General features: G+C 53.9%; 11 protein-coding genes. 7 read left to right on the top strand and 4 right to left on the bottom strand.

The window, feature by feature from the left end:
- The first annotated feature begins 1 nt into the window (after position 1).
- On the top strand, positions 2-2,242 hold the full coding sequence (locus tag X474_RS13620; protein WP_044349699.1) for a hydrogenase iron-sulfur subunit: 2,241 nt from the start codon (positions 2-4) through the stop codon (positions 2,240-2,242).
- A 190-nt stretch (positions 2,243-2,432) separates the two neighbouring features.
- Here the strand turns inward: X474_RS13620 and X474_RS26165 are convergent, their stop codons facing one another.
- Positions 2,433-2,816, bottom strand: coding sequence for a hypothetical protein (locus tag X474_RS26165; RefSeq protein WP_197282098.1), 384 nt, complete (start codon positions 2,814-2,816; stop codon positions 2,433-2,435).
- On the opposite strand from X474_RS26165, the gene X474_RS13625 reads away from it, so the two are divergent.
- From X474_RS13625 to X474_RS13650, 6 genes are all read left to right on the top strand, one after another.
- On the top strand, positions 2,811-3,404 hold the full coding sequence (locus tag X474_RS13625) for a cobalamin B12-binding domain-containing protein (RefSeq protein ID WP_197282099.1): 594 nt from the start codon (positions 2,811-2,813) through the stop codon (positions 3,402-3,404). The two genes, X474_RS26165 and X474_RS13625, sit on opposite strands and share 6 nt — an antisense overlap.
- A gap of 2 nt (positions 3,405-3,406) precedes the next feature.
- Positions 3,407-4,459, top strand: a complete 1,053-nt coding sequence (locus X474_RS13630) for a uroporphyrinogen decarboxylase family protein (protein ID WP_044349639.1) — start codon at positions 3,407-3,409, stop codon at positions 4,457-4,459.
- On the top strand, positions 4,449-6,968 hold the full coding sequence (locus X474_RS13635) for a PAS domain S-box protein (RefSeq protein WP_056009634.1): 2,520 nt from the start codon (positions 4,449-4,451) through the stop codon (positions 6,966-6,968). Before X474_RS13630 ends, X474_RS13635 begins: the two co-directional genes overlap by 11 nt.
- Positions 6,969-7,175: 207 nt before the next feature.
- Positions 7,176-8,933 carry a DUF6178 family protein gene (locus X474_RS13640; protein ID WP_156360761.1) on the top strand — a complete coding sequence of 586 codons (1,758 nt, stop codon included), beginning with the start codon at positions 7,176-7,178 and terminating at the stop codon, positions 8,931-8,933.
- The gene (locus X474_RS13645; RefSeq protein WP_044349643.1) at positions 8,930-9,691 is read left to right on the top strand and encodes a ubiquinone/menaquinone biosynthesis methyltransferase; all 762 of its coding nucleotides are present in this window, start codon (positions 8,930-8,932) and stop codon (positions 9,689-9,691) included. The genes X474_RS13640 and X474_RS13645 overlap by 4 nt, the downstream gene beginning before the upstream one ends.
- On the top strand, positions 9,639-10,568 hold the full coding sequence (locus X474_RS13650; protein ID WP_052515200.1) for an MBL fold metallo-hydrolase: 930 nt from the start codon (positions 9,639-9,641) through the stop codon (positions 10,566-10,568). Before X474_RS13645 ends, X474_RS13650 begins: the two co-directional genes overlap by 53 nt.
- A gap of 88 nt (positions 10,569-10,656) precedes the next feature.
- Here the strand turns inward: X474_RS13650 and X474_RS13655 are convergent, their stop codons facing one another.
- The 3 genes from X474_RS13655 to X474_RS13665 form a co-directional block, all read right to left on the bottom strand.
- A complete protein-coding gene (locus X474_RS13655) occupies positions 10,657-14,394 on the bottom strand; it encodes a flagellin N-terminal helical domain-containing protein (protein WP_044349646.1) in 3,738 nt (1,245 codons plus the stop codon).
- 215 nt (positions 14,395-14,609) lie between these two features.
- The gene (locus tag X474_RS13660; RefSeq protein WP_044349647.1) at positions 14,610-15,494 is read right to left on the bottom strand and encodes a YkgJ family cysteine cluster protein; all 885 of its coding nucleotides are present in this window, start codon (positions 15,492-15,494) and stop codon (positions 14,610-14,612) included.
- Positions 15,495-15,496: 2 nt separating this feature from the next.
- Complete coding sequence (locus tag X474_RS13665) at positions 15,497-16,159, bottom strand: histidinol phosphate phosphatase domain-containing protein (protein WP_044349648.1); 663 nt, start codon at positions 16,157-16,159, stop codon at positions 15,497-15,499.
- Between the last annotated feature and the right edge of the window lie 15 nt (positions 16,160-16,174).

Consider the following 16,174-nt stretch of genomic DNA (forward strand, 5'->3'; position numbering starts at 1 on the left):
CATGGAGAAAAAGAGCACCTGCTATCTGTGTAAGGGCTGCGGTATAGGCGAGGCCTTGGATTTTGAGGCCCTGGCCAAGGCGGCCAAGGAACAGAAAATAACCGAAATCAAGGAACACGACACCCTCTGTTCGCCTGAAGGCGTGGCCATGATTCAGGCCGATGTGGACGCCGGAGTGAATGCGCTTTTGATCGGAGCCTGTTCCGCCCGGTTTAAGACCGATGAATTTTCCTTTGGCGACGCCATTGTGGAGCGGGTAAGCCTGCGCGAGCAGGTGGTTATGTGCAGCGAGCCGGAATATGAGGATGAAGAGGAGCCCGGTGAGGATCGCCTCATGCTGGCCGAGGACTACATCCGCATGGGCGCGGCCAAGCTGGACAAGTGTCAGCCCCTGGAGCCTTATCAGCCTGAAGAGGAGATCGTAAAGGATATCATGGTGGTGGGCGCAGGCCCCGCCGGGCTCAGCGCTGCCATAGAGGCAGCCAAGGTCGGCACCAAGGTCTACCTGGTGGAAAAAGAAGACCACCTGGGCGGCTTTATGTCCAAGATGGCCAAACTGGGGCCTCAGACTCCGCCTTACACCAACCTGGAAGAGAACAACCTAGAGGAGTTGATAGACCAGGTTGAGGCCAGCGAACTGATCAAGGTTTATACCAGCGCCACAGTGGCCAAGACCTCGGGCATGCCCGGCCTTTTTGACGTCAGCCTTTCCACCGGAGATGAATTCAAGGTGGGGGCGGTGGTCCAGGCCACGGGTTGGCTTCCCTATGATCCCGAAAATTTGAAAGACGACCTGGCCTACGGCTCCAATCCGGACATCATCACCAACGTGCAGATGGAGGAAATGGCCCGGGAAGGCAAGATCACCCGTCCTTCCGGCGGCGATGTCTCGGCTGTGGCCTTTATCCAGTGCGCCGGTTCCCGTGATGAGAATCATCTGCCCTATTGCTCTGCCTTCTGCTGCCTGGTCAGCTTAAAACAAGCCATGTATGTAAAGGCCCAAAACCCCGAGGCAGCGGTATACGTAATCTACAAGGATATCCGCACTCCGGACCAGAGTGAGGAAGTCTATCGCGAGGCCCAGCGCCAGGGAGTCATCTTTATCCGCCGCGACGAGACCTATCCCACCATTACCGAGTCCGGCGGTCAGCTCAAGATCGAGACCAAGGACGTGCTTTTGGACGATCAACTTGAGATCGAAGAGCTTGACCTGGTGGTTCTGGCAACCGGCATGAAGCCCAACAACCCCAAGGTGGTGGATGCGCCTTTGGTGGCTTTTGGCGTGAATCAGGACGAAGCCAAAAAAATTGCCGATCAGGCCTTGGCAGATTGTGAAGACTGGTCGATTCTGAACCTGGATTATCGCCAGGGGCCCAACCTGCCGACGATCAAGTACGCCATGCCGGACAGCCATTTTATCTGCTTCCCCTATGAAAGCCGCCGCACCGGCATCTATGCCGCCGGTAACGTGCGCAGGCCCATGCGTGTGACCAGGGCCATGGAAGATGGAGTGGGAGCGGCCTTAAAGGCTATACAATCCATTGTGGGTGCGGAAAAAGGTTGCGCAGTGCATCCCAGAAGCGGGGACATGTCCTTTCCCGAGTTTGCCATGCAGCGCTGCACTCAGTGTAAACGCTGCACCGAGGAATGCCCCTTTGGCGCGATCAACGAAGATGAAAAGGCAAACCCCTTGCCGAACATCACCCGTTGCCGCCGTTGCGGAACCTGCATGGGAGCCTGCCCGGAGAGAATCATATCCTTTAAGAATTACTCTGTGGATATGATAGGGCGCATGATCAAGTCCATTGAGGTGCCGGAAGAGGACGAGGAAAAACCCAGGGCCCTTTGCCTGGTTTGCGAGAACGATGCCCTCCCCGCTATTGACGCGGCTGCCCAAGCCGGTAAAAAGTGGAGCCCCTACATCCGCTTTATCCCGGTGCGCTGCCTGGGATCGGTGAACCTGGTCTGGATCGCCGACTCCCTCTCCGCGGGATTTGACGGTGTGATGCTCATGGGCTGCCGCCATGGCGAGAATTACCAGTGCCACTTTATCCGCGGCTCTGAGCTGGCCAATGTGCGTATGTCCAAGATCAGTGAGACGTTGGATCGTCTGATGCTTGAAAGCGAGCGCGTCAAGGTTGAAGAGATCGGCATCAATGATTCGGACAAGGTGATTGAGGTGCTGGATGAGTTCATGGAAGAGTTGGACGATTTGGGCCCCAACCCCATGAAAGACTTCTAGATCTTATTCAATGAATGATTTAAAGGGGAGCTGCCTCAGGGGCGGCTCCCTTAGTTTTCAGTCAAAGTCCTCCCGGGCTTTGTCAGAGGCCATTTGGTAAAAACTTGGGTTTTGCCAAATGGCTCGAATTTCTCGCCTTAAGAAAGCCTTACAACTCGGCGGGCCGTCATTCGGAGTCTTTGAAAAAGTTTTAGTATTTTTGGGTTGTTTGCATGGCCCGTTTATTTTTCCAGACGTGGTTGCCTTGAAAATATTTAACTGGGAAATACCATGCAAAGTCGCATAGATAAACGGAGAATAAATGCCGGAGGGCTAAAATTGGGGAGATTGGTTGGTTGTTAAAAAATATCCGGTAAGCTGCCGGTTGATTGCATAGTTTATAGCTATGCGATAAACTATTTTCAAATACTGTGTAAAGTATTTTTAAAGTAATCAGGATCAGGCCGCTTCTTAAAAGGCTGACGGTTACTTTTTCTCTAACAGCCTCTTTTAATTGCCTTTTGCCTGCCCCGGCAAAGAGCCTATGCCGCATATCCGTGCCATAAAACAAAATTTGAAAGATGCGCTTTTGCATCTGGATTCGGCTGAGGTGTCTGTTCTTTTGGCAGATGTCAATTCCGCTTCAAACAGGTTGCTTTCCATGGAACAGGTAATGGTGCCGGTTTTGGAGGAGATAGGACTGGACTGGGAAAATGGCAGGGTTTCGTTATCCCAAGTCTATATGGCCGGAAAGATATGTGAAAGCGTAGTTGATAAACTGCTTTTAACCCACGGCAAGTTGGAAAACGGGGGCCCCCGGTTGGCCATAGCCGTTTTGTCGGATCATCATGCCCTTGGTAAGAGAATGGTTAAATCAGCTTTGCATTCAGCCGGTTATAAAATGTTGGATTACGGGCATGGCTGTCAGAGCCGGGATTTGTGCGAGCATGTCTTGCGGGATAAGGTGGATGTCCTGTTGATATCCTGTTTGATGTTGGCTTCCGCCTTTAAGGTGGAAGAGTTGGTGACCAGGTTGCAGGATGCCGGTTCAAATACTGCTGTGGTGGTGGGGGGAGCGCCTTTTCGCCTGGAACCCACTCTTTATAAAAAACTCGGAGCCAAGGCCATGGGCCGCAATTCGGCTGAGGCCGTAGGCATAGTTCAGTCCTTTGAAGAGGATTAGATATGGGCATGACCTCGAGCCAAAGGCTTAACCTGGCCCTTAGCCATCAGGAGCCGGACCGGGTGCCCTACACCCTTTTTGCCACCATGCATCCTGCCAAAAAATTTGGTGTGAGCCTGAAAGAGTATTATTCCAGGCCGGATCTGGTTGTAGAGGGTCAGTTGTTTTTACGTGAGGAATATCAAAACGATATCTTGGGCTGCTATCCCTTTGCCGGAGTGGAGATGATCCCCTGGGGAGGGGATGTGGTTTATTTTGAGGAGGGGCCGCCCAACGCCGGAAAACCAGTTATCAAAGATCCTCGGGATATACTTAAGCTTAAAGCCCCCTCCGTTGCTTCCAGCCCGGATCTGCAATCAGTTCTAGAGGCCGTGACCCTGCTCAAATCCAAGGTGGGAGAGGACATTCCCATAGCAGGCACGGTAATTTCTCCTTTTTCCCTGCCGGTCATGCAGATGGGCTTTGAGGCTTATCTTGATCTGATCCATGCAAAGCCGGATCTCTTACAAGCCCTTTTAGATATTAATATTGAATTCTGTGTTGCCTGGGCCAACGCCCAGCTCAAGGCGGGTTGCAGTGCCGTGGTTTATGCAGACCCGGTTTCTTCCCCTACTATTTTGCCTTCTGAAATCTCCCTCAAATATGGCCTGCCCACTGCCCGTAAAGCCTTGGCCCGTATAAATGGCGGTGTGATGTTCCATCTGGCCTCGGGGCGGGGCCTTCCCCTGGTTGAAGAGCTGAGCAAATTGGGAGTGGCCGGTATGAGCGCCAGTGCGGAAGAAGACCTCTCAGAATTGAAAAGGGCCTGCCAAGGCAAGATGGCCTTGGTGGGGAACTTAAATGCCGTCTCCATGCAAAGTTGGACCCCTGAAATCGCAGAAGCAGAGGTCAAAAGAGCCATTGCCCGGGCCGGTCCGGGTGGTGGATTTGTATTGTCGGATAATCACGGTGAGATTCCCTTTGCCGTGGACCATCAGACACTAAAGGCCGTTGCCAAGGCTGTCCGCCGCTGGGGGCGTTATCCGTTGGATTGGGTGAATGGTAATGGCAGATAAACTGCGTATCTGGTGTTGCCCCCATTTTAAAGACGAAGTGGAAGCAATTGTAGCCTCCTCACCCCTGTTGTCCTCCGCCGAAATCACCACCTATCCCTTTTCCTGCCTGCAGATTGGCCAGAACGGTCGGGGAAAAATCGATTTTTCATCAAATGGATCAGATTACCGGGACCTGATAATTGGTGGAGGTTGCCTGAACAAATCGATTGCCAAAGACCTGGGGCTTGACCTGAGTGGGTCCTTGGTGCCGGATCAGTGTTTTTATTTGGTTACCTCCAAGGTCCTGGTGGATGATTATCTGGCCAAGGGAGCCTATCTCTTAACCCCCGGTTGGCTGAAAAATTGGCAAAAACAGATTGCTGATTGGGGATTCGACCAAAAAACCGCCAGGGAATTTTTTCGGGAAACCACCAAAAAGCTTGTTCTGCTGGAGACCGGAGTCAGGGATTCCAGTCAAACCGATTTAAAGGACCTTGCCCGGTATTTGGATTTGCCCAGCGAATCCATCCCGGTTGGCCTTGAGATGCTTAAGCTGTCCTTGGAACACCTGGTACTGGCCCAAACCCGGCCCAGGGAGGCGGTCGCGCCGCCAGATCGTTTTTTTGCCGATAATTTAATGTTGGTGGATCTGCTTAACGATCTTCTATCGGCCGGTCGGGAGGAAGAGGCGGTTGCCAGGGTCATGGAGTTGTTTCATCTATTGTTCGCCCCCGGGGTGCTCGATTATAAACCCCTTTTCAGCGGACAGCCCGGTGAGAAGGCTCCCTTGCTGGATGAATTCAACTGGACCGGATCGGGCCGGGGGTTTGAGATTGCCTTGAAACACAAAAACCAGGTGATGGGTTCCCTGATTCTTGATGACCTGGCCTTTGCCCAATACAAGGAGCGGTACCTGGCCTTGGCCTTGCCCCTGTCCAAGGTCTGTGCCCTGGCGATTAAAAAGGCCAGGGATCTTGAAGAACAGAAAAAGGTCCAGGAGGCCATAAGAAGAATGGCCGGAATTGTGGAATCCAGTGATGACGCCATCATCGGCAAAACCCTGGAGGGGGTTATTGTAAGCTGGAATCAAGGGGCCAGGCGTATTTACGGGTATGAGAAACAAGAGGTTTTGGGGAAGCATGTTTCCTTTCTTTTACCCCAGGACCAACCGGACGAGATAACCCGTATGCTGGAAAAGATAAGGCAGGGTAAAAGTGCTGATCCGGTGGAGACAGTCTGGGTGAGCAAGGAAGGTCGGTTATCTGATGTTTCTCTCCAGGTTTCTCCCATCCGGGATGAACAGGGCCGAGTGGTGGGCGCTTCCAGCATTGCCAGGGATATTACCGAAGAAAAACAAAGGGCATTGACTGAGCGGAAATCCTTGGAAGCTCAGCTGCTGCAGGCCCAGAAGTTGGAGTCGGTGGGGCGGCTGGCCGGAGGAATAGCTCATGATTTCAATAACCTGCTGGCAGTGGTTTTGGGTTATTGTGAATTATCGTTGGAAGATGTCCCGGAAAGTGATCCCACCTATTACAATTTGACCCAAATATCCCAGGCCGCCCAAAGGGCCAGGAGGCTCACCAGGCAGCTTCTGGCCTTTGCCAGAAAACAGGTTTTGAGCGTAACCAGTGTGGATTTGTCTGAAGCGGTCTCCGAGTTTATCGGCATGATCAAACGTCTGATCGGAGAGGATGTAAAGATCGAACTGGATTTGGCCGGTAACCTACCCCAGATATTGGCTGACCGGGCCATGATAGAACAGGTTCTCCTGAACCTGGCTGTGAATGCCAGGGATGCCATGCCCAAAGGCGGTGTTCTAGCCTTAAGCACCAGCCAGGTTGAACTGGATGAAGGTTACAGCGCCACCAAGTTCGCGGTGGTGCCAGGCGAATATGTGATGATCTCGGTGAGCGATACCGGTGAGGGCATGGATGAAGAGACCAGGCAAAAGATTTTCGAGCCTTTTTTCTCCACCAAAGGCCCTGGCCAAGGCACCGGGTTGGGGCTCGCCACGGTCTACGGCATTGTTAAACAGCATGGCGGTAATATATGGGTTTATAGTGAACCTGGGCAAGGCACTGTATTTAAGATCTATTTTCCGGTCACCAAAATCAAGGGACAGGTTGTTTCCGCGCCTAAGGAAGAAGATTTGCCCATGGTCGAAGGTGAAGTGGTTTTGGTGGTGGAAGATGAAAAGGAACTGCGCGAGCTTATCTGTTGTGTGCTCACCAAACAGGGTTATGAGGTTTTGTGCTGCGAGGGCCCTGAAACCGCCCTTGCCGCGGCGGCTCAATATGAAGATAAAATAGACCTTATGCTCACAGATGTGGTGATGCCCAAGATGAACGGCAAAGAACTTTATGACAAACTGTTTGTCCAGCGGCCCGGCCTTCTTGTGGTCTTCATGTCCGGTTATACGGAAGATGTGATCGCCAACCAGGGGATACTGCATAATGGTATAAATTTTTTACAAAAGCCCTTTTCAACCAAAGAACTGCATCGAAAATTGCGAGTGGTGCTTTCCGCATAACGCTTGCTTTGGTCTCCTTTCTTTATTCCATTAATAATGTTGCCGAACAGTCGACTGGTTTTCTGCTGATAATCGCCCTTTGGGCGAGGCAGGGCTGTCACCCGCCAAGCCCCGTGGTATGATTATGATTTCAGGCAGGTTTTATTTTTTTTGTTTTCCTAAAAAGCTGCCGTGTTTGTGAAAATCACCATGAAAACCGGAGAGACAATGGCAGACGAAAACGGGCTGTCTCCATTTCAGACCGATCTCAATGAGTTGCTGAAACTGAATCGAACCGATTCCAAGGCAGCGGAAGAACAGTTTAATTCCCTGCCTTTTGAAAAACGGGTTCGCCTGGTTCTGAACGCAGCAGGTGGGGATCGGGAGCGGTTGTTGACCCTGGACAGGCAAAGTAAGAGGCTGGTGTCCGCCCTGCCGCCGGACGAGTTTACCCGTTCGGTCCTGGAAGTGGGGCATGAGGATGCCGGCACTCTGCTCGCGCTTTCCTCAGACAGTCAGCTTACCTATTTATTTGATGTCACAGGCTGGCGACACGATAAGCTTGATCCGGCCCGTTATGAGGTATGGCTGCCCCTTTTGCTGGAAGCCGGGGCGGGGAGAGTGTTGCGCTGGATTGAAAGCACGGATCTGGAAACCATGGTGCTTTTGTTCAGGCACTGGTTCAGTGTGGTGAAATATCTGCCGAGCCAGGATATGCAGGAACCGCCGGACGACCTGCCGAAATTTACACTCGACGGGGTATACTACCTTGATCTTTTTGATAAAAAGTCATCAGATGTGGTGGGCCAGGTTCTGATTACCCTGCGCAATGAAAAGCCGGAGCTTTATCAGACCATTATGGAGGCCATGCTTTGGGAAGACGCCTCGCCTGTTGCTGAAGACGCGCTAAGATGGCGAAACGGCAGGCTCATGGACCATGGATTCCCGGATCGCATGGAGGCCCTGGAGCTTTGGGCCAGGCCTGCACCGGGTGAGACGGATTGGCAAAAACAACCGTCTAAGGATGACCTTGCTTTTCTGGCTGACGCGTCGCCCCGTTCGGACGCAGTGGTTCGGTTGTTGCCTCAAGTGGAAAATTTGCCCATGGTTCTGAATGAACTTTCCGGGCATCAGGCCGACCGCCTGCGGGCTGAGATGGCCTATGTGGCCAACTGCGGTGTGGTGGCCTTGGACGCAGACCCGGCCGACCAGGAGGAGATGCAAAAGGCCGCCAGGGAAAGCCTGGGTATGGCCAACCTGGGTCTGGCCATAATCTCGGAGGGGGAAAGGCAAACGGCCCTTAAGGTGATAAGCCGGGTGGGGCTGCCCGCCCTGGCCAGGCAGGGAGCCGCAGCCATCAGAGAGTTGAATAAAGAGGCCTGGGATTTGATCAAAGAGGGGTGGCTTCAGGGCTTCCCCACCAGCCTTTATGTGCTGGATCAGCCTCTGGACCGGAATCTGGCCGGTTTGGTCTATCCCCGTCCCAGATACTATGATCCCTCCTTGCCGGGAGATAAGGAGTACAGGGCCTTTTTAAACCTGGCGGATCTGGAACAATCCCGCCTGAGGCTGGATCAGGCATGGTTCTGGGGTAAATTGCTTTTCGAGCTGATCGGCCTGGATAAGGGTGATGTGCTGGGATTTTGGCAGACCAAGGTATATCCTGAAGATGCCAGGGAGATCAAGACCACTGCCGTTTTGGGCACCTGGCTGGCCAGAAGGTATCTTGGCCTTTCAGGGCCCTTGGCCCCATTGCCCAGGGATAGTTTTAACCAGGCGGTAAAGGCCTTGCAGACCGAACTATCAGACAGTTTGCCCGAGGAAATAAAAAGCTCCTGCCAGGCGATCACTGACCCCAAGGAAGCCGCCTTGGCCGGTTCGCTTTTGCGCAATTCATTGAACAGGCTGCTTCTGGAGCTTAAACGCCTTAATACTGATTACGATTTGGATCCGGGTAGAACCTGGGGAATTATCACGGAACGATGAGAGACGCCTCGAAGCAGATTAGAGATGTTGAAAGTATTTTTTCCCAGGTGGTGCCGGTTTATGATTTTTTAAACAGGCTGATGAGTTTCAGGGAAGATGTGCGCTGGCGGCGTTTTGTGGCCAGGTGCCTGCGTTTAAAACCCGGTGACCAGGTGTTGGATGTAGCCACCGGCACCGGCGATCTTGCCCTTGAAATAGCTGATTTGCCGGAAAAACCCCAGGTGGTGGGCCTGGATTTGGTGCCTGCCATGTTGGGTCCGGCCAGGAAAAAGGTGGCAAAAAGTGGAGCCAATGTGAGCCTGATCAACGGTGACGCCACTTGTTTGCCTTTCTTGGACAATTGTTTTCAGGCCATCACCATTGCATTTGGCATCAGGAATATCCCCTACAGGGTGCTGGCCATGCAGGAGATGCGTCGGGTTCTGAAACCGGGGGGCAGGCTTTATGTGCTGGAGTTCGCCACGCCACAGCACCCCCTTGTTCAGACGGTATATAAAAAATACCTGCTTTCTTTGTTGCCAAAGGTGGCGGGTGTGATCTCCAATAATCCCGGCGGATACCAATATCTGGCTGAGACCATACTCGAGTTTCCCCTTCCTGATGCCTTTCGCCGGGAAATGACTCGAGCCGGATTTGTAGGGGGCAGATCCCATGCCCTTACCCACGGTATAACCTGGCTGCACGTTGCGGAGAAGAGGATGGACCATGAAGCTTTTGTTTTTGGGGACAGGGGGAGCCTGGGGGCTTCCGGAGCATGAATGCCCTTGCCAGACCTGTCGCCATTTGAGGCGCATCGGCGAGTTCCGCACCAGAACCGCCTTATGGTTTGAGGCTGGAGCCAGGATCCTGTTGGACCCCGGCCCTGACCTGCGTTATCAGTTGATGCGGGAAAACCTGCCCAAACCGGATGCGGTTCTGATAACCCATGAGCATGGTGATCACTTTTTGGGGCTTGATGAGCTTTTATGCTTTAAAAGGGCCATGCCGCGCTCAAAGTGGCAGCCGATAAAGGTTTACGCCCATCCCCTGGCCTGGCCGGTTATTGAGGCCAGGTTTGGTTATCTTTTTGGCGACCTTTTGGAAAAACAGATAGCCGAGCCTGATATGCCCTTAACGGGCGGCCCCTTTGGAGAGGATCTGGTTTGCCTGCCTAAGAAGACCTTTCACGGCGCCCTTGCCCAGGGTTCACAAGGCTATGTCTTCAAGATAAAGAACTCAAGGGAAGAATTTTCCTGGGGATACACCGGCGATCTGGTGGAGGCCGAAGATCCGGATGCCTTTTCCGGCTTAGACGCCCTGGTCTGCCAGTGCCATTTCCTGAACGAACCCAAGGAAAACCGGGCCAACCACCTAAGCCTACAAAACGCCTTGCCGCTTTTAAAAAGATGGCAGCCGCGCCAGGTCTATTTTGTGCATATTTCCTGCCAGGACATGAGGCCTGAAGATGAAGTCGGTAACCAGATTTTAAAGAAATACCAGCCTGCCGAACCGCTTTGCGGCCCTTCAGGCTCAGTCTATGAGATTCCCAGAGACCAGAGATCATGGCAGGATACAGTGGAAAGAGTCTTCAGAGACCACGAGTTGACCACCATGGCAAAAGTGGCTTTTGACGGCCTTTCTGTTGATATGCCTTGAAAAAACGCCCTCAGGGCAGTGGATCTCTCCATTACACAGGCAGTTCCGGGAGCCTATTCAGATAAGCTCCCGGGCGCGGATAGAAACCCTACATCATGTTTACCAGAGACATCTGAGTCACTATGCCTATGCTCTTCAAGGTAACGTTATAGGTGGACTGCATCTGTCTCAGTTCCATAAAGGCCTCTTCAAGGTCCACTTTCTGCAGATCCTTCAGGGTCTGGCTGTGGAAGAGGTTGTAATCCTCAAGCACGCTTGTCCTGACAGTCACCCGGTCTTTTTTGCTGCCCGCCTCACCCACATAGTCAAGCAGGTTGTTAAGGGCCAGGTCCAGGGCCTGCAAGGTCTCCTGGCCTGCGGTCTGCGGTTCAAGCCCGTTGCCGTAAGCCAGCTGGTACTCAAGCTGAATCAGGGTGTCCACCACATGCACCGAATCCTTGGCAATGCGATGGTAGAACCCGTCGCCCACCTCAAATTCACCCTGGTCAATATAAAATTTAACTCCGTTGCAGTCCGGAATGGTCACTGCATTGTCCTGGCCTGTGCCGGAGACTGTAATCTCTTCGGATCTTTTTTCGCCGTCGTCTCCAGTCCAGCTTACCCGGAAAGTCGGCGGGTCTGCGGGGGCCTGGCCCTTTGAGATGACATCTATATTAAGATCTCGGGTGGTGAGGCCGTTGTAAGCCCCGGCCAGGTGCACGCTTCCAGTGCCTGTGTTGTTGTTTTTGGGCAGAGCCTCAACTCCCAGGAGGCTTCGGACCATATGGTTGCCGATTATCTGTTCCTGGTTCCAGTTGTAGGAAAGACGGTGGTCTGCACCCTGGCCGTCATAGTTGGCCATTATAATGCTCAGTTCATCATGGTTGCTTTGGTCATGGCCAATGGCCAGGTTCAAGACAGCGCCCTCGTTCCAAACCGAATCGTCTTTGTAAATTTTAAGGCCGCCCATGCCGAGAACTTCCACCGAGTTTTCATTGCCCGAACCCTGCAAGGTGGCTTCCTGGGTTTTAAGTTGGCCGTAGTCGTCATACCAGCGCAGGCGCAGGGTTACGTCTTCTCCGTCCACCTTCAGCACCGTGGCCTGAATATTAGTGGCCAGCCTTAAATTGCTTGAACCTTCACCATAGATCTTGCCGGTGGTGACGGTTTTGGCGCCGTCTAAGCCGCCGATAAGGGTGTCTGTGATATCCACCCCGGAGTTTGCGTTGGTTGCCTCAAGGCGGACATTGCCCGCCTTGCCCACAGCCCGGGCCTCAAACTGAACCGAAGAACCGGTGAGGCCGGTGGAGGCCGATGCAGTGAACTGATCGCTTCTCTGGTTGACCCAGGAGGCTAGGGCCTCACTGAACCCTTCGGCCGTGGCGGGCATTTCCCCGCCGGTGATTTCCTGCCAGGACCAGGACTGGTCCCCCAGGGTTACCGTGTCCGTGGCTGCGGGCAGGGCCACGCCGCCTCCGAAATGCAGGGATCCCACCGCCTTGGTCCCGTTGTTGATGGCGTTATTCAGTTGTTCCAGGCTGGTTGAAGCGCTTGTTCCCTGGTCAATGGTCATAACCCCGCCGGTATCCTGGGTTTCCTGAATGGTTATCGGCGGAGCTCCGTCCTTGGCCATGAGCTTGACTGTGCTGTCTCCTTCCAGATAGGCAAAATAATTGGGATCGTTTAATCCGGTTGGTGAGTTAATCCAGTCCACCAGCTCTTCTGCGCTGGATGCGGCGTCGGCGCCGCCTATGGTATAGGTTGTGCCCCCCACATCAATGGTGGTGGTGTTTGCACCTCCGGCCCCGCCGCTGAACTCGACTGTGGTCCTGGTGCGGAAGGTGTGGGTTCCGTCAGCCGGATCTGCTGTCCAGGAGAGAACCTCGCCCAGGCGGTCTGAAACAGGGCTGGCCGTGCTTGGCAGGCTGGTGGACCAGTTGGTCATGATCTGGCTGGTGCCGTTTCCGGCTATCTGGTCTATCTGCCATTGGGGCAGGCCCGGGGAAAAATCAATCCCGGCCATGGGGGTGGTGAGCCCCAGGTTGGTTGAAGGGTCAATGGAGATAATCGCGCCCGAGCCGGTGGTGTCTCTGGAAAGACGGAGATGATAATTGCCGGAGGCGTAAACCAGGCTGGACTGGGTGCCGTGCCCTGCGGCGCTGTCGGCCCATAGGGTGGAAGGGCCCTCAGCCTCCGGAGTTGAGGTGAGGGGATTCAACTCCGTGGGGTCCAGGCCGCCGTAGAGGGCTCCCGAGCTGAGAATGGCAGTGCCCGAAGCGGTAAGGGCCACATTGCCTGCTTTTCCCGCTGCCCTGGCTGTTATCTGAACCGTGGGCCTGGAGCCGGATTTAACCACGGAGGCATCGTATTCATCTGTCTCGGTGGATATCCAATTCGCCAGGACCTCTGCATAATCCTCAGGCGTAACAGGGGTTTCACTCCCCTTGATTTCGGCCCAGGACCATATTTTGTCACCAACTTTGATGGTGTCCGTGTCTGCCGGGGTGGAGCTTATCTGCAAAACACCCACCGCATGTATGCCGCTGTTGATCTTATCCAGCAACTCCTGCATGGTTGTGGTGTCTTTTACGCTCACCTCTCCGGTGGCGCCTGTGATATCAAAGGCGCCCTGACCCTTGGAAACCACATGAACCGTCTCGTCTCCCTCTATATAGGCGAAATAACCCCGCGTGGAGTCTGCGTTGATCATCTCGACCAGCTGAGACGCGTCGCTGAAAGAAGTAGCCGGGGGAGGGGGATAGGCGTCGCCGCCTATGGTGACAGTGCCCGCGCCGTTAACCTGGATTACACCTTCGGTGCGGAAAGTCTGGCCCCCTGCGCTTTCATCACGGGTTATGGTTAAATTCCCCGAGTGATTAACCTCTTCCACCTGGAAAAAGCCGGTGGAGACAGGTTCGATATGCACCTTTTCCGTGCCTTCCAGCCAGGCCCGGTAATCTGAACCGGCCGCATTGATCTGGTTGACCAGGTCCTGGGCATCGGTCACCGCATAGGCCGGGTCTGTGCCCACCTGAACCGTGCAGGCCCCTTCCACGTTTAAAATCCAGTTGCTGCGGTCCGGCAGTTGGCCTCCCTGGCTGTTGCCCTGCCAGGTCAATTCCTCACCGACCTGGGCGGAAACCAGATCGCTTAAATAGGTCACCATGGCCTGGTTGCGGGCAATCATGCCCTGAGACGGGCTGTCGCTGGCTGCCTGCTCGGTGATCCAGGTGTTGAAATCCAGAGGCGCGGCCAGGCTGGCTCCCAGGGTGTTGGAAGTGCCCAGGAGCAGATCGGCCAGGGAACCATGGTCATCCCTGGCAAACTGGAGACCGTAACCGCCGGCCCCTTCATAGGCCGAGGCAACGGTTGAGTGCCCTGTTCCCAAAAGGGTTTCTAATATATTGGCCATATTGGGCCGGTTTTCCGTGTTGGAGCCTGCGAAAATGTATCTTCCGTTCACCCTGGTGTTGGAAAGGCTGATGATCTGTTCCAGGATGTTATGAATCTCCGATGCTGTTGATCTGCGCTGGCTCAAATCATAGGTGCCGGTGGCCATCTTTTCGGCCACAACTTTGGCCCTCTTAAAGGTGTCCACAATGGATTGCATGGAGGTCTCGGATGTGCTGAGCCATTGCTTGGCCTCACTGAGGTTGCTGCCGAACTGCTCGATTTCAAATAGACTGTGTCTGCTGTTCAGGATAGTCACCGCCAGGGAGGGGGCTTCCGAGGGGGCATTGACCTTGTTGCCGGTGAAAATGCTCTTGTCAACGGCAAAGGATTCGCTTTGCAGCCGCATCATGTTGCTGACTACGGTGCGGTATATATTTGATTGCCCTACACGCATGTTTCCCTGCTCCATCAAGGTATTGACCGTCTAAAAACACAGCAAGGTTCATGCCATGGGCATTTGGGGAAATTTTTGATTCTATTTGATTGTTATTATTGCCTTAATTATTCCCTTCTTCTCAAGGGGGGAATCACTTGGGCATCTGAGGCCGTATTAGTGGGCAGTAATTGCCGGGAAAAAAAGGCATTTAAATAAGCGCCTGCCGGTGGCTTTCAAGCCTTGGCCAAGGGCAAAAGCGCGGGACGCCCGTCTGGGCGGACCTTCAGGCTGAGTCCGTATAAGGGAGCTAAGGAAAGGGCGGGTCTGCCGAGCAGCAAAAGAAGCTCATCCGGACCAAAGCCGTAAGTATTGCTGATGCCTTGACGTAAGTGATGATCCAGCTGCATTAGCTCCAAAGCCGAGGCGGCCTGGGCGGGATTATTGTCTCTGGAGACTCCGATCAAAAGCCTGTCCAATTTCCGGGCCGGGATCTTGAGATCGTATTCTTTGATCAGGGCCAGGGCGGTCTGGTTTCCGGCATACAGGGTTTCGCGTTCCAACCGGGGAAGGGAGTCCAGGTTGGCCGCGTTTTGGTTGCTCCAACACTCAAGATGTCTGCATTGCAAAGGGTGATTGGGGTGGATGGTGCATTTAAAAGCCCTGTTCAGAAAAAGACAGGCGCCTTCTTGCTCCCTGATTTTAATAAGGTCGTTTTTCAGGATGCTTCCCTTTTGGGTGCGGGCCGAATAAACCCTTTCCCCGGACCTCAATGTGTACATGGAGCTTTTTGTTAATTTCTGCGCCAGGTTAAGGTCTTTAGCATACAAGGTGGGGCTTGAGGTGCGGCAACAGGTTCCACACCCCAGACAGTCTTTCAGGGCGGCCAGCTCGCTCAAGAGGCCTGCCTGCTCTAAAAAATAGGCTTTCTGGGCTTCCGCCTGTTCCGGAGGATTGGCGCAGATCTGCTTGCGTTTGATTATGGCCAGGGCCCCTTTTTCATCCATGGGACGAAGATGGATCAATTCCCGGGCTGCCCAAGCTTTAAGATTTTCCAATTGCCTTTGCTTCCATGCATGACCCAGACGGGTGGCCAGATTGGCCTGGACGGTTTTGTCCATCTTTATCTGTCCGCCCTTTGCAAGGCCTTTTCCAGGAAGCCGAGAGAGTTCCTGTATACCTGGTCCGCCTGTTTTTGGTCAAGCCCGGCTCCCAGGGCCACTTTTCGGGCCTGGTCTTTGTTTATCAGGTCTCCGGGGGCGTGAGTGTCTGTGTTCACCACGAGTTCGGCCCCTGTTTGCAGCCCCAATCCGGCTACATGACCATTGGCCAGGCAATGTCCCTTGCGGGCGGAGATTTCCAACATAACCCCTTTTTCAGCAGCCAGGCGAGCTTCTTCGGGCAAGAGAAGCCCCGGATGGGCCAGGATATCGGCCCCACCCCGGATAGCGGCCAGGTTGGTCCCCGGCTCCACCGGTTCGGAAAGGGTTTCCCCATGGACCACCACCAACTGAGCCCCCATCCGCCTGGCCTGGGCTATCAATTCAGGTATCAGATCCGGAGGAACATGGGTCAGTTCCGCCCCGGCCAGAACCTTGGTCCGGTGAAAACGGTTCAGATCCTCGGCAGCTTTGAGCAGCCTGGGCAACACAAAGTCCAGATTGCTCATATCCACGTGGTCGGTAAGGGCAATGGCCTTGTGACCCATGATTTCGGCGCGCTGCACCAACTCCGAAGGGATAAGCTCACCATCGCTGAAAAGGGTGTGGCAATGAAGGTCTATCATTTGGTTCTCTCTTTT

The organism is Dethiosulfatarculus sandiegensis, from assembly GCF_000931935.2.
Classification (GTDB): domain Bacteria; phylum Desulfobacterota; class Desulfarculia; order Desulfarculales; family Desulfarculaceae; genus Dethiosulfatarculus; species Dethiosulfatarculus sandiegensis.

What these genes read in the sequence shown, in the direction of transcription:
- X474_RS13620 (WP_044349699.1), top strand. Translation starts at nt 2, where the DNA reads ATGGAGAAAAAGAGCACCTGCTATCTGTGTAAGGGCTGCGGTATAGGC.
- X474_RS26165 (WP_197282098.1), bottom strand. Translation starts at nt 2,816, where the DNA reads ATGCAAAAGCGCATCTTTCAAATTTTGTTTTATGGCACGGATATGCGG.
- X474_RS13630 (WP_044349639.1), top strand. Translation starts at nt 3,407, where the DNA reads ATGGGCATGACCTCGAGCCAAAGGCTTAACCTGGCCCTTAGCCATCAG.
- X474_RS13635 (WP_056009634.1), top strand. Translation starts at nt 4,449, where the DNA reads ATGGCAGATAAACTGCGTATCTGGTGTTGCCCCCATTTTAAAGACGAA.
- X474_RS13640 (WP_156360761.1), top strand. Translation starts at nt 7,176, where the DNA reads ATGGCAGACGAAAACGGGCTGTCTCCATTTCAGACCGATCTCAATGAG.
- X474_RS13645 (WP_044349643.1), top strand. Translation starts at nt 8,930, where the DNA reads ATGAGAGACGCCTCGAAGCAGATTAGAGATGTTGAAAGTATTTTTTCC.
- X474_RS13650 (WP_052515200.1), top strand. Translation starts at nt 9,639, where the DNA reads ATGAAGCTTTTGTTTTTGGGGACAGGGGGAGCCTGGGGGCTTCCGGAG.
- X474_RS13655 (WP_044349646.1), bottom strand. Translation starts at nt 14,394, where the DNA reads ATGCGTGTAGGGCAATCAAATATATACCGCACCGTAGTCAGCAACATG.
- X474_RS13660 (WP_044349647.1), bottom strand. Translation starts at nt 15,494, where the DNA reads ATGGACAAAACCGTCCAGGCCAATCTGGCCACCCGTCTGGGTCATGCA.
- X474_RS13665 (WP_044349648.1), bottom strand. Translation starts at nt 16,159, where the DNA reads ATGATAGACCTTCATTGCCACACCCTTTTCAGCGATGGTGAGCTTATC.